This window comes from Lacihabitans sp. LS3-19 (assembly GCF_024343575.1).
Taxonomy (GTDB): Bacteria; Bacteroidota; Bacteroidia; order Cytophagales; family Spirosomataceae; genus Leadbetterella.
On record NZ_RJUA01000127.1, the window covers coordinates 425367 to 438706 of the forward strand.

14 protein-coding genes are annotated in these 13340 nt (G+C 35.3%); 5 read left to right on the forward strand and 9 right to left on the reverse strand.

From position 1 onward, the window contains the following. Positions 1–25 precede the first annotated feature (25 nt). Entirely contained in the window at positions 26–850 is an 825-nt protein-coding gene (ispE, locus tag EGI22_RS22410) for a 4-(cytidine 5'-diphospho)-2-C-methyl-D-erythritol kinase (protein ID WP_255070810.1), read from the reverse strand. Between the two features lie 139 nt (positions 851–989). Between ispE and rpsJ the strand changes: the two genes are divergently transcribed. The 3 genes from rpsJ to EGI22_RS22425 all read left to right on the forward strand — a co-directional run bounded on the left by rpsJ (position 990) and on the right by EGI22_RS22425 (position 3414). Further along, positions 990–1295 (forward strand): 30S ribosomal protein S10, encoded by a 306-nt coding sequence (gene rpsJ, locus EGI22_RS22415; protein ID WP_255070811.1) that lies wholly within the window; start codon positions 990–992, stop codon positions 1293–1295. A gap of 192 nt (positions 1296–1487) precedes the next feature. Beyond that, positions 1488–2132, forward strand: a complete 645-nt coding sequence (gene upp / locus EGI22_RS22420; protein WP_255070812.1) for a uracil phosphoribosyltransferase — start codon at positions 1488–1490, stop codon at positions 2130–2132. Positions 2133–2160: 28 nt separating this feature from the next. After that, entirely contained in the window at positions 2161–3414 is a 1254-nt protein-coding gene (locus EGI22_RS22425; RefSeq protein ID WP_255070813.1) for an MFS transporter, read from the forward strand. Here the strand turns inward: EGI22_RS22425 and EGI22_RS22430 are convergent. The 3 genes from EGI22_RS22430 to EGI22_RS22440 all read right to left on the reverse strand — a co-directional run bounded on the left by EGI22_RS22430 (position 3411) and on the right by EGI22_RS22440 (position 5488). Next, positions 3411–4667 carry a sterol desaturase family protein gene (locus tag EGI22_RS22430; protein ID WP_255070815.1) on the reverse strand — a complete coding sequence of 419 codons (1257 nt, stop codon included), beginning with the start codon at positions 4665–4667 and terminating at the stop codon, positions 3411–3413. The two genes, EGI22_RS22425 and EGI22_RS22430, sit on opposite strands and share 4 nt — an antisense overlap. Before the next feature lie 77 nt (positions 4668–4744). After that, positions 4745–5194 (reverse strand): GNAT family N-acetyltransferase, encoded by a 450-nt coding sequence (locus tag EGI22_RS22435; protein WP_255070817.1) that lies wholly within the window; start codon positions 5192–5194, stop codon positions 4745–4747. A gap of 6 nt (positions 5195–5200) precedes the next feature. After that, positions 5201–5488 (reverse strand): hypothetical protein, encoded by a 288-nt coding sequence (locus tag EGI22_RS22440; RefSeq protein WP_255070819.1) that lies wholly within the window; start codon positions 5486–5488, stop codon positions 5201–5203. A gap of 118 nt (positions 5489–5606) precedes the next feature. Between EGI22_RS22440 and EGI22_RS22445 the strand changes: the two genes are divergently transcribed. Together EGI22_RS22445 and EGI22_RS22450 are read left to right on the forward strand one after the other, a co-directional pair. Next, positions 5607–5837 (forward strand): hypothetical protein, encoded by a 231-nt coding sequence (locus EGI22_RS22445; RefSeq protein WP_255070821.1) that lies wholly within the window; start codon positions 5607–5609, stop codon positions 5835–5837. Beyond that, on the forward strand, positions 5819–6115 hold the full coding sequence (locus EGI22_RS22450; RefSeq protein WP_255070823.1) for a type II toxin-antitoxin system RelE/ParE family toxin: 297 nt from the start codon (positions 5819–5821) through the stop codon (positions 6113–6115). Before EGI22_RS22445 ends, EGI22_RS22450 begins: the two co-directional genes overlap by 19 nt. Before the next feature lie 185 nt (positions 6116–6300). On the opposite strand, the gene EGI22_RS22455 is transcribed toward EGI22_RS22450, so the two are convergent. From EGI22_RS22455 to EGI22_RS22475, 5 genes are all read right to left on the reverse strand, one after another. Beyond that, positions 6301–8409: a prolyl oligopeptidase family protein gene (locus tag EGI22_RS22455; protein WP_255070824.1), complete on the reverse strand. Its 2109-nt coding sequence runs from the start codon at positions 8407–8409 to the stop codon at positions 6301–6303. Positions 8410–8521: 112 nt separating this feature from the next. Then, complete coding sequence (locus tag EGI22_RS22460) at positions 8522–10093, reverse strand: DHA2 family efflux MFS transporter permease subunit (RefSeq protein ID WP_255070826.1); 1572 nt, start codon at positions 10091–10093, stop codon at positions 8522–8524. A 3-nt stretch (positions 10094–10096) separates the two neighbouring features. Beyond that, complete coding sequence (locus EGI22_RS22465) at positions 10097–11224, reverse strand: HlyD family secretion protein (RefSeq protein WP_255070828.1); 1128 nt, start codon at positions 11222–11224, stop codon at positions 10097–10099. 9 nt (positions 11225–11233) lie between these two features. Further along, positions 11234–12577, reverse strand: coding sequence for a TolC family protein (locus EGI22_RS22470; RefSeq protein WP_255070829.1), 1344 nt, complete (start codon positions 12575–12577; stop codon positions 11234–11236). Further along, positions 12558–13190 (reverse strand): TetR/AcrR family transcriptional regulator, encoded by a 633-nt coding sequence (locus tag EGI22_RS22475; RefSeq protein ID WP_255070830.1) that lies wholly within the window; start codon positions 13188–13190, stop codon positions 12558–12560. Before EGI22_RS22475 ends, EGI22_RS22470 begins: the two co-directional genes overlap by 20 nt. Positions 13191–13340 lie beyond the last annotated feature (150 nt).

Consider the following 13340-nt stretch of genomic DNA (forward strand, 5'->3'; position numbering starts at 1 on the left):
ATTTTGAAAAATTAAACTTAAAACTTCAAAATCCAGCTTCTCCTTTCCAAATTATGCATCTCTTAAAAATTGATTCTAAATCAAAAATTTCTTTCTCGAAAATCCCAAACACTGTTGAACCGCTACCCGTCATTGAAGCATATTGAGCTCCTAATTGATACAATTTATCTTTAATTTGGCCAATCTTTGGATGGTTCTGAATAATTTTTTCTTCAAAATCATTTTTTAAAACCTCTTTCCATTCATAAATTGGCCTCTTTATAATTTCTTTTGTACTAAGTTCTGGCTTTTGAGGTTTTATCCCAGAATAAGCCTCTGCAGTAGAAATATGAATTTGAGGATTTACCAAAACTAAATATTTGCCTTTTAAGTCAAGTTCGACATTTTCAAATTCAGTTCCTTTTCCAAAACAAAACTTAGGCGTATTTTCAATAAAAAAGGGGCAATCGCTTCCTAAGCGAGAAGCGAATTCTTGCATCTGCGAAACAGAAAGTTTTAGATTGAACAACTCATTCAGCATTTTCAAAGCAAAAGCACCGTCAGCTGACCCTCCACCAATTCCCGCTCCCATTGGCAAAACCTTGTGTAAATGAATGGCTACATTCCCTTCAAAACTTACATTTCTTTCATTTTTTAATAGTTCAAAAGCTTTCACTATTAAATTATTGGCCTGGTTTCCCGGAATTCCTAAACCCGAAGAAGCAAAGGAAAAGTTTTCTGAAGGAATCATTTCTAATGCGTCGCACCAAGCTATTGGATAAAAAACTGATTCTATGTTGTGGTATCCGTCCGCACGTTTTTCGGTGATATTTAGACCTAAATTAATTTTGGCGTTTGGAAATGAAAGCATTATCAGAATTTTTATGCTTCAAAATTCATATAAAATTTTTCTTTTACCAAATAAACACTAATTTTGCAGTCCAATTTTGGCTTGTCGGAGTAAATGGTTCTTTCGCAAGCTGTTTTTTCACCAAAAAATATTGAACCAAATGTCACAAAAAATCAGAATTAAATTAAAGTCTTTCGACCACATGTTGGTTGACAACTCATCTGAGAAAATCGTTAAAGCGGTAAAATCAACAGGAGCTACAGTAAGTGGACCAATTCCATTGCCTACGCGTGTTGAAAAATTCACAGTTTTACGTTCTCCTCACGTTTCTAAAAAATCAAGAGAGCAATTCCAACTTTGTACTTACAAAAGATTGATTGATATCTTCTCCGCAAGTCCAAAAACTGTAGATGCTTTGATGAAACTTGAGCTTCCAGCTGGTGTTGACGTAGAAATCAAAGTGTAGTTTTTACGAAAGTATTGACATTTCTAAGCCTCTGCTTCTTTTAAAGATTCAGAGGTTTTTTGTTTTTCAGCTTACTTAAACAATGAAAAAATGCATTTCTTTCATTTCAAGTCACAAAATTTTCCAATATTTCAATTCCATAATTATTTCTTCAAGTATTTTCTTATTTTTGTTCTAAACTAAAAAAATAAGATGTGGGTATTAGCTGAGCAAAATTCGGTTGCAAAAAATTTCCTTTGTGAACTTAGGGATGAAGAAACACAAAAAGATGCAATGCGATTTCGGAGAAATCTGGAAAGAATAGGTGAAATTTTTGCTTATGAAATTTCAAAAACCTTAAGTTTCAAAAATACTAAAATCAATACATCTTTAGGCGTCAAAGAAACGCAAGAACTTACTGACTACCCAATCATTGCAACAGTTTTACGTGCTGCAATGCCATTACACCAAGGCTTACTCAATTTTTTTGACAAATCTGAAAGCTCTTTTATAGGAGCTTACCGTGGCGTTCATGACAAAAAGGAACACTTTGAAATCGAAATGGATTATATAAGTAGCCCTAGCTTGCAGGGTAAAACATTGATTATTTGTGACCCAATGTTAGCCACTGGAAAGTCCTTAGAAAAGGCTTATCATGCATTGTTGAGGTTTGGTATTCCAGCTAAAACACATATCGTATCAGTTGTAGCTAGCCAAAGAGGTGTAAGATATATCAATGCCAGAATGCCAGAATGCAAACTTTGGATTGGCGATATAGATGACGAACTAAATACCAAATCTTATATTGTACCTGGACTTGGCGACGCCGGTGATTTAGCATTTGGCGTAAAAATTTAAACCCTATTATAAAAGAATAAACCCTACCATGGAAAAACAAAAATCTGACTTGCAGTTACTTTTCAGTATGCCCGTAATCGTGGCGGCTTTAGGCTATTTTGTGGATATTTATGATTTACAACTTTTTGGAATAGTCAGAATTCCAAGTTTACAAAGTCTTGGTCTAAACAAAACTGAAGTGGATACAATTGGAACAGAAATTATAAACATTCAAATGATTGGTCTTCTTTTGGGTGGAATACTCTGGGGAACTTTAGGCGATAAAAAAGGTAGGTTGTCTGTACTTTTCGGGTCAATTATAACCTATTCACTTGCCAATATTTTTTGTGGATTTATTCCTCAAATGGACTTTGTAAACAAGGTCGAAACTTATAAATGGTTGAGATTTCTAGCTGGAATTGGCCTTGCAGGTGAATTGGGTGCTGGAATAACTTTGGTCTCAGAAGCACTTCCAAGGCACCTACGAGCAAAAGGCACCTCACTAGTTGCAGGAGTTGGACTTTTAGGAGCTGTAGTCGCTACATTTACTGTAAAATTATCTGGAACTTGGACCATCGCATACTTCATTGGAGGTGCAATGGGCTTTCTACTGCTACTATTAAGAGTTGGTGTTTTGGAGTCTGGAATGTATAAAAACATCACACAAAACAAAGCTATTCAAAAAGGTAATTTCTTTTCGTTTTTTACGGATTGGGATAGATTTACGAAATACTTAAGATGTATTGGAATAGGACTACCAACTTGGTTTTGTATAGGCATATTGGTTTATTTAAGCAATCAATTTGGAGAAGCATTCGGCTTTACAGAAAAAGTGGAGCCAGGACTTGCCATTATGTGGGCCTATGTGGGTATTTCCGCAGGTGATTTTCTTAGTGGTTTTTTGAGTCATTGGTTAGCTTCACGCAAGAAAGCCATTGGTTTTATGATGGGGATGTCTCTACTCGGCGTTCTGTTTTATCTTTTCGGAGGTATGCAATCTGCCTTTACGCTATATGTCACTTGTGTTTGGCTGGGCTTCTGGACAGGTTATTGGGCCATGTTTGTGACAGTTGGAGCTGAGCAATTTGGCACAAACCTTAGAGCAACTGCTGCCACTACCGTACCCAATATGGTAAGAGGTGCAGTGGCTGGCATGACGACTTTGTTTGGCTTATTCAAAACCGACAATGGTGTTGTTTGGGCAGCCGCAATAGTTGGTTTAATTATCTATACATTAGGATTTTACTCTACTTTTACCATTGCAGAAACACATAACAAAGACTTGGATTACCTTGAAGTTTAATTTAAACTTAAAACTTCTTTGGTTCTGAAAAAATAAATAGAAACAATGCTCGAAATAATCATGTATGCTAGAAAGATTAATTTCAAGACAGGTACTATTTCGAAAATTGGCAACCAAAAATTGGTAAATAAAACAACGGCCATTCCGAAAAGGTTTTTTGCAATTTCGAAAAGTAGAAAATCAGGATTTTTGTCCATCAATTCTGTGTAGGCGTAAATATTCAAGGCTACAAAAAGACCATAAATCAATAAACCGCTCAAGTCAAATTTGCCGAAGTAATAAAACATAGTAGTCAAAAAACCGAGCGTAATAATAAATTGAAACCAAATCCAAATACGGGCATTTAAAGAGAATTCGGTTTTGTATTTGTTAAAATTATAAGGATCTAAAATTTTAGCTACGGGATATTTTTCTTCAAAACCTTCAGGCCTCCAACCAGTGGGTTTAAACCATATCGTAAGTTTATCTTTCCAATTTTCAGCTCTCCAAGCGTCTTGTATCAACAACCAAAGGTGCTTGAAATTTATTTTTATTGGATTCCAAGTGGACATGGGGCGTGTTATACCATAAACAGGTTTCAAATTAGGTAACTCTTCCTGGAAAGTACCGAACAGCTTATCCCAAATGATAAATATCTGGCCATGGTTTTTATCTAAATATTCGGGATTTAAGGCATGATGCACACGGTGATGCGAAGGCGTAACGATGATTTTTTCGAGAAAACCTAGCTTGCCGATGTAAACTGTATGGTACCAAAACTGAGCAAAAAGCTGCAAAGGTGCAACTACAGCAATAACCTCAGGCTTAACTCCAAAAATGGCAGCAGGAATAAGAAAAAAAGTGAAAATGTTGACAAAAGAAGAAATGCTTTGACGTAAGGCACAGGCCAAATTAAACTCCTCAGAACTATGGTGAATGGCGTGTTTATTCCAGAAAAAATTGATTTGATGAGACAGTCTATGTACCCAATATCCTGAAAAATCAATAGCCACAAAAGCTATGATATATACCCAAACCGTAGACTTTATCTCCAAAAAAGCAAAATGTTCATAAAACCATTTGTAGGAAATAATGGTAATACTTAAACCCAAAACGTCTTTTAATGTATTTGTATATCCCGAACTAAGGCTAGAAATAGTATCCATAGCTCGAAATTCATCTTTAAACCGAAGATAGCCATATAGTTTTTCGGCCAAAACCAAAATCAAGAAAATTGGAGAAGCAATCAGTAAAATCTTAGCGTAAGTTTCCATTGGTATGCAAGCATAATGTTTTTACAAATATAAGAATATTTGGGAATTGTGAATATTTTAAGAAAAAATTATGTGATTTAAACAAGCTTTTCAAAACATACACTATTCTTTACATCAACATATTGACCATAATTTTCTATAACTGAATAAGCATTTTTATGATAAAGTGCAATGGCTTCGGTTTGGCGTTTACCAGTTTCTAGAATCAATTTCTCAACTTCAAGTTCTTTTGCCCAATTTTCTAATTCAGCTAAAATTTTTGAAGCAATTCCCTTTCCTCGGGCTTGTACAACAGTAAACATTCGCTTTATTTCCCAAGTATTGCCTTCAAACTGCTTTATGGCTCCGCACGCAATTGGCTGGTCATTTTCATAAAAAACCAATACATGTTTGATGTTTACTATTTTATTGAATTGGTCATAAAAGGCATGCTCGTCACCATCAGTTACCGCTAGATAAGCATCCAATTGTTTAACTAAACTGATGAAGTCCGGGTTTTGGGAATTGGTTTTTAAGATGGTTACCATGTTAAATCAATACGGAAAAGGTGTCGGATTCGACCGTTTCAAGGTGTAGCATCTAAATAAAGGTCTATCAATAGCGGCTGAAGCTAAATACATTCTAGTTTCTGGCAAAAACTTGGCGTTTAGTAATGCTTCAGTTACTTTATCCACACCATAATATTTGAAGCAATTTCTGATATCGGGCACATCACCACGCTCAAACACACGCTCAATCACAAAATTGGCCTTATCGTCGTAATCTATATTCTCGAATACCACATCCCAGAAAATGCGTTTGTTGAAAATTGGTTTTTCCATGTAACAAATTTAGGATTTTTTGGAAGAAAATGAAAATGTAATTCTTAATGCAATTTTTTGGTTTATGGCATTTGTATTTGGTTGAATTTTGATAGATTTGTATAAAATAGATTCAAATATGACAATTGCATCAGCTCAAAAAGAAATAATGGCGGAAATTTCTCAGATTCAAGACCTTGAAACCTTGGAAACGGTAAATTATTATCTAAAAAATAGAATCATTCCTTACAATTTAACTGAAAATCAATTGAGTATATTAAAGGAAAGTGATGCACAATACCGAAGAAAAGAAGTAAAGGAGAACACAACAATATTAATCGAACTCGAAAAATGGCTCGAAGAAAAGTAATTTGGACAAAAAATGCTGAATTATTATTTAAGGAAATTCTAACCTTCTACTTTGAGAGAAACCAAAATAAAACGTACAGCAAAAAACTGCTACAGAAAGTAAAATCCTTAACAAATAAACTTTCAAGGTTTCCATTTTTGGGCTTTGAAATAGAAACTACAAACTATAGGGAAATAATTTTTGATCACTATTCAATCATTTATTCCGTTTCTGAAAATGAAGTTGTGATTAAATTGATTTGGGATCATAGACGAAATCCTGATGTATTAAGGCTTTAACAAATAGTGAACTTATGATTTTAAGAGTTTTTTTTAATTTTAACAAATAACTAACCTAGAAAATGCTTTTGTTGAAAATTGGTTATTCACATAAAATAAATTAAGATTTTTTGGGGAGAAAATGAAAAGCTGTATCTAAAACATTACAGCTTTTCAAGTCTTTTTTTCTTCTATATACCAGCCGATCAGTTTATTTTTAAATTTGTAACCCCCATATTCCAAAAGATAAACCCATAAATATCTGCCATAGTTTCGATGTTCTTTTTGGTGTTGGAGGCCCCGTGTCCTGAGTTGGTGTCTATACGTATCAATAATGGGTTTTTGGTACTTTCTGCTGCTTTGGCTTGTAGTTCAGCGGCATATTTAAACGAGTGGGCTGGCACTACGCGGTCGTCGTGATCGGCAGTGGTTACCAAAGTTGCTGGGTAATTTACGCCTGATTTGATATTGTGCAAAGGCGAATAGCCATACAGCACTTTAAACTCTTCGGCATTGTCAGCTGAGCCATAGTCTGCAATCCAGTTCCAACCTATCGTGAATTTGTGAAAACGCAACATGTCCATTACGCCCACTTGCGGAATAGCTACCTTTGCCAAATCTGGCCTTTGGTTGATAACCGTTCCTACCAAAAGTCCTCCATTGGAGCCACCACGAAGTGCCAAATGCTCCGAATCGCAGTATTTGTTGGCAATAAGATATTCACCTGCAGCAATGAAATCATCAAATACATTTTGTTTTTTGAGTTTCATGCCTTGTTCATGCCATTTTTCGCCGTATTCTGAGCCACCACGCAAATTGGCTTGAGCATAAACCCCACCATATTCCAGAAACGGAATCAAAAGTGGACTGAAAGCGGGGTTCAAACTAATATTAAAACCACCGTAACCATAGAGTAAAGTTGGATTTTGAGAATCAAGCTTCAATCCTTTTTTGTAAGTAATGAACATTGGTACTTTGGTACCATCTTTTGAAGTATAAAACACCTGTTTGGTTTCAAAATCATCGGCCTTAAAATCTACTTCAGGATTCCTAAATACTGAGCTTTTCTTTGTGGCGATATCGTATCGATAAATAGTAGGAGGAAAAGTAAAAGATGTAAAAGAATAGAAAACAAATTTGTCGTCTTTGTCACCTCCAAAACCACCTGCTGTACCTAATCCAGGCAATTTTACTTCATTTTCTAATTTGCCTTTTAAGTCATAAACATATATCCTTGAGGTAACGTCTTTCAGGTAATTCAAGAAAAGTTTTCCTCCAGCTGTGCCTGCACCTTGCAATGGCTCAGGTTTTTCAGCTATGAAATCAGAGAATTTGCTGGTTTTTGGATCAAACAATTGTAGTTTTTCATTTGGTGCATTGTCATTGGTTTGAATAATAAATTTTCCATTCACATTATCAATAAATGAATAGGCCGAATTTGTAATTTCTTTTACAACTGGCGTAAATTCTTTTTGGTCTTTGGATTTATAAAAAAGGGCATTGCCGTCGAACCCTTTACCTCTATCACTTAGGTATAATAGTGCATATTTCTCGTCTTCTGATGTGCTAAGGGTATGAAACCTCTGGGCATTTTCTGGATCTTGATATACCAATTGGTCTTTATCTTGGCTAGTACCAATCGTATGATACCAAACTTGATGGTTTTCGTTTTTAGCTGCTAAGGCACTTCCTTCTGGTTTTGGATAGCGACTGTAGTAAAATCCGTCTCCTTGCCAAGCTAAACCTGAAACCTTTACCCATTCTAATTTATCATCCATTTGTTTCAAGGATTTAAGATTCAAAACAAAAACATCTTGCCAATCAGAACCACCATTAGATAAAGCAAAAGCCGCATATTTCCCGTCTTTAGAGATACGGAACTGCATAAGCCGTGTCGTTCCATCTGCTGAAAGTTGATTTGGATCCATAACCATTTCGGGTGTAGCATCTAAACCTTTTTGGCGATACAAAACGGATTGGTTTTGCAAACCATCATTTTTATAAAAATAAAACCATTCATGTTTTTTGGATGGTGCCGAATATTTAGGATAATTATAAACCTTTTCGAGACGATCTTGCAATTGTTTTTTATAAGGTATTTTTGATAAATAATCGAAAGTAACCTCATTTTGGGCTTTTACCCAAGCACCCGTTTCTGCTGACTTATCATCTTCCAACCATCGGTATGGATCTTTTACTTCAGTGCCGTGATAGTTGTCAGTTTGTGTTCCTTTTTGCGTTTGAGGATAATTTATTTGAGCCATTGAAAATATTGGAATTAAAAATAAAGCGATTAGTCTGATTGTTGATTTCATTTTTGATGATTTGAATTGTCGGTAAATTTAGGAAAGATTTTCTCCAAAAAAACAAAAAACCGATGATTTCAAAACTTGAAAACATCGGTTTTTATCGAAAACTTGAAAATAATTAATGTGCGTCCACTGGTGCTGTCATTTTTCCAGCTCCTTTTTTTATCAATAATATAAAAGGTATACAAGCCAGAAAAAGATTCCCCAATACTAAAAAGACATCCATATATGCTAATAATGCTGCTTGTTTGGATACTCCGAAATCTAATAATTGATAGGCCTTGTTTAGGGCATCATTTGCAGAAAATCCTTTGCTCATAAACATTTGAGTCATGCTAGAAATTCTAGCTTGCACTTCTTGCGAAAACACTGGCATGTGGCTCACGAGGTCGCTTCTGTGATTTGCATTCCAAGTAGAAATCATGGTGGTGATGATAGCAATACCAAATGACCCGCCCAACTGTCTCATCATACCAGTAAATGCAGCTCCATCACCTATCTCTCTACCCTTCAAACCACTCAGCGAAAGTGTGGTAATTGGGATAAACAATAAACCCATGCCCATTCCTCTTAATACCAAAGGCCAAATAAAATGCTCACTACCAGTGTCTGCTGTTAGGATTCTATATGACCACTGACAATAGATAAAAAATATCAAAAACCCACTGGCTACCAAATACTTAGGAGACACACCTTTTTGTAATAACATACCAATAAAAGGCATCATAAAAGCCGTAGTAATTGAACTTGGTATTAATAACATACCTGATTGCGTGGCAGTCCAACCCAAAATAGATTGTAAATAAATTGGTATGATAAACGTAGAGCCATACAATCCAAAACCCAAAATAAAGGACATAATGGTACCAATGGCCAAATTGTTATCTTTTAAAACCCGAAGATTGACAATAGGATGCTCGGCTACGATTTCTCTCCATATAAAAAAGAAGAAGCCAAAGACAGCCAAAATACTCAATATCAATATTTTGTTGTTATTAAACCAATCGTCTTGTTGACCGTGCTCTAAAACAAATTGTAAAGAACCAACAGCAACAGAAAGTAATGCAATCCCAATAAAATCAACCTGTCTTACCGAAAGTTTAGTTGAATATTTCGGACTTTTTACAAAAATCAGCGTCATAATTGTGGCCGCAATACCAATTGGAATATTGATATAAAAAATATAAGGCCAAGAAAAATGATCAACCAAATATCCACCTAGAGGAGGTCCAAGCGTAGGCCCAATGATTACGCCCATACCATAGATAGCTTGGGCCATTCCTCTTTTTTCTTTAGGATAACTCTCCGTGATAATCGTTTGGGCAGTTACCAATAGTGCTCCTCCACCTAAACCTTGAATAAATCTAAATAGGATTAATTCTGTTATTGTAGAAGAATTCCCACATAAAAAAGATGATACAGTAAAAATAATAATTGATGCTGCAAAATAGTTGCGACGGCCAAACTGCTGAGATAACCAACTAGACATAGGCACAACGATTACGTTTGCGATGGCATAAGCTGTAACTACCCAAGCTACATCTGTTAGTGTAACACCTAGACTGCCCTTCATGTCGTTAAGAGCCACGTTGACAATTGTAGTATCAACGATTTCAAGTAAAGCACATAGAATGGCCGTAATAGTGATAATCACTCTACGGTAGCCATATTCTACTAAATTATCCTCCATATTTTATTTGATGTTTACATCTACCTCCACGTTCATTCCTGGACGGATAAGTTTCAAAATCTCTTTATTATCGTCGCTCAATGTAATTTTTACAGGTATTCTCTGGATAGTTTTTACATAATTTCCTGAGGCATTGTCAGGCGGAAGAAGAGCAAATTTTGAACCTGTAGCAGGTGAAATAGACTCGATTTTGCCAATTAGTTTTTGATTAGGGAAAGCATCCACTTTTATATCAGCAATTTGCCCAGGCCTAATTTTATCCATCTGGGTTTCTTTAAAATTGGCTACTACCCATTGGTTTTGCACTCCGACCAACATAAATAATGATTGTCCTGCTTGCACCAGTTGACCCGTTTGAAGATTCACTTTGGAAATCTGCCCATCCTCTGGAGCCACAATAACTGTATAACTTAAATACAATTTTGCATTTTCTACACCTGAAGCAGACTGACTAATATTGGCATCCGCAACTTCGATTTGGCTTTTAGCAACATCAATCTGTGAACGAGTGCTTCCAATTTGGCTAGCTGCTACTTTTGCTTGTTTTTGGAGTGCGTTTCTTTGTTCTGTCAAAACAGTCACTTGCTTTTCGGCAGTTTCTTTTGCTGCTTGGGCTTGCTCATATTGCTGTTTTGTTACAGATTTTTCTTTATAAAGATTTGCATATCGATCAAAATCATTTTTAGCCCTCCAAAGTGCTACTTTTGCAGATTCAATGTTGGCATCAGCTGTTGCGATATTTGCTTGAGCCGACATTGAGCTTGCTTCTGTCACTGGCAAAACACTACCTGCTGACTTTACCGAAGCACCAGCAACTTTCAACTGGCTTAAGCCAGCTCGGTATGCGGCTTCAGCCATACGAACTTTTAAAGCAAATTCTGCATCATCTAAAATCACCAAAGTGTCCCCTTTTTTAACCCACTGATTATCAACCACTCTAACTTCTTTTATGTAGCCAGAGATTTTAGGAATAATTGGTGAGACTTTAGCTTCAATTTGAGCATCATCTGTAGTTTCGTGAGCTTGACTTTTGTTCCAAGTATAATACCCGAACATACCTCCAAGTACTACTACGACTATAAAAACACTTAAAAATTTAGTATTAATTTGTTTCTTTTTTGCTGGTTCCATTTCTATATTTTACCTTTTAATTTTTAAATAATCTAACAATGTGCCATTAAGATATAGCACTTGATACCAAGCAATCTGGCGATCGCCTTGACTTAATTTGTAATTGATTTCTGCCTGAAGCTGCTGCACATCTGCCTCAAGTAATTGGTCAGTATCAGCTAAACCATTTTGGTTTTTGTTGGTAACAATTCTCAAATTTTCGCTTGCTTGATTTAAAGCCTCTTTGTAAACCTCAACTTTTTTAATATTCAGCTCAAAGGCTTTAATAGCCTTATTCAGTTCAATTTTAGCTTTTTCTTGAGCTTCTGTCACCATCAATTGGCTTTCTTTTAATTGCAGTTGAGCTGTTTTTACTTCCGTTTTGTTTTTGTAAAGTGAAGCAATATTGTACTTCAAACCAATCCCAATATTGAAGGCGTTAGTAACCGATGCCACTTGGTCAATATTTAAACCTATATAGCCGCCAGTAAGTGCAATGTTGGGATAATAAGCAGCTTTTGCCAAAGCTATTCCTGTTTGAGACATATCTACACGTTTGTTTAAAAGAGCCAAATCGGAGCGATTGTCTATGTCTAAACCAAAATTTGAAATCAAAGCTAGTTTTTCATTTGAAACATCAAAAGCTACATTTATGGCAATATCTTGATTGAGCCAAGTATTGAATTTATAGGTTTCTGATTCTCTATTTGAAAGCACTTCTTCCAAACTAAGGTTTACATTTGACCTTAATAATTTTGCTTTAAGTAAGTCATTCTCAGAGAGGATTCCGTTGTCAACAAAATTTTGAAAATCTTTGATTCGAGAATCTTGCCTTACTAAATTTCCTTTTAAAACTTCACCCATATGGTCTGTTCTTAACATAGAAAAACAAAGCTGAATAGTTTGCCAAGCTACGCTTTCGGCTTGCATACTAGCCGAAATTTTGATAGCCTCAATTCCTTGTTGAGCCTTAATAAGGTTGTTTTTGATTTTGTATCCAGTAAAAATCGGATAACTAGCACTCAATTGGCCCAAAAACAAAAACTTGGGGTTTGGTGAAGCAGTCGCCGCCGCTTCTGGGTCGGTGGTAGTTGTTTGTTGTTGCCCAAATTTCAGATTGAAATTAGGCTGGATTGGCAAAAACATAAATTGCGAAGATGCATTCAAATCAGGCAATTTTGCATTTTGAACACTCTTTAAATTACTCTCAGAAATTTCGACTTTTGTCCTCTCAACTTTCATCGTTTTGCTTTCGTCTATCGCTTTCTGCACGATATCTGATAGAGATGAATAAATTTTGACATCTTGGGCTATTGTTGCTGAACTCATCAACAAAAAAGCCGCCAAGAGCCAATTAATTGTTCTTTTCTTCATATGTTAAAACTGCTTTTAATGCGTAAAAAATTTGGTCCTTAATTTTGTCTTTTGTTTGTTTTTCGAAGGAAACACTAGGTTTTAGTTTCCATCTTATCCGATAATATTTTTCGTTTATAGCATAGTTTGAAATTGTGCCATTTACAATAGAGATCACGGAGTCAGTGTTTGCAAATTCATTAAATTCTCCAGAATTGATTCCATCAATAATGACCTTATCCATCAAATTAAAATTATTGGTTTTCATTTTTTCAATTTGATCAAATGCCACAGTTGAATCCAAATAGGCGATTTCTTTAAGCATGATTTTATGAAAGCCAAAATTGTCAAATACTTTGTTAAGATAAGCTTCGGTAAGTTTCATCATCTTATCCAAATTGGTCAATTTCGAATCCTTGAAAACTAAATCGGTCTGTAATCTGAATTGACTTGACTTCCAAATAAAAAGTGCTTCAAGCAATTTTTCCTTTGAACCAAAATAATAGTTTATCATGGCCAAATTTACATCTGCCCTTTTCGAAATTTCACGCACAGTAGAGCCCTCAAATCCCTTTTCTGAAATAAGCTGCTCTGCAATTTTCAATATCGCAATCTGCTTTTCATTGAAATCCATATTAAACGCTTGTTTAATTTTTTTGCAATATTAATTAAACGCTTGTTTAGTTTTTTAGAAAAATTAAAAGAGAAAATAAAAATTCTTTGAAGAATACAATCAGATGACGGAATTTTTAAAATTGAAAAACCGATTTTGAATAAAATTCGA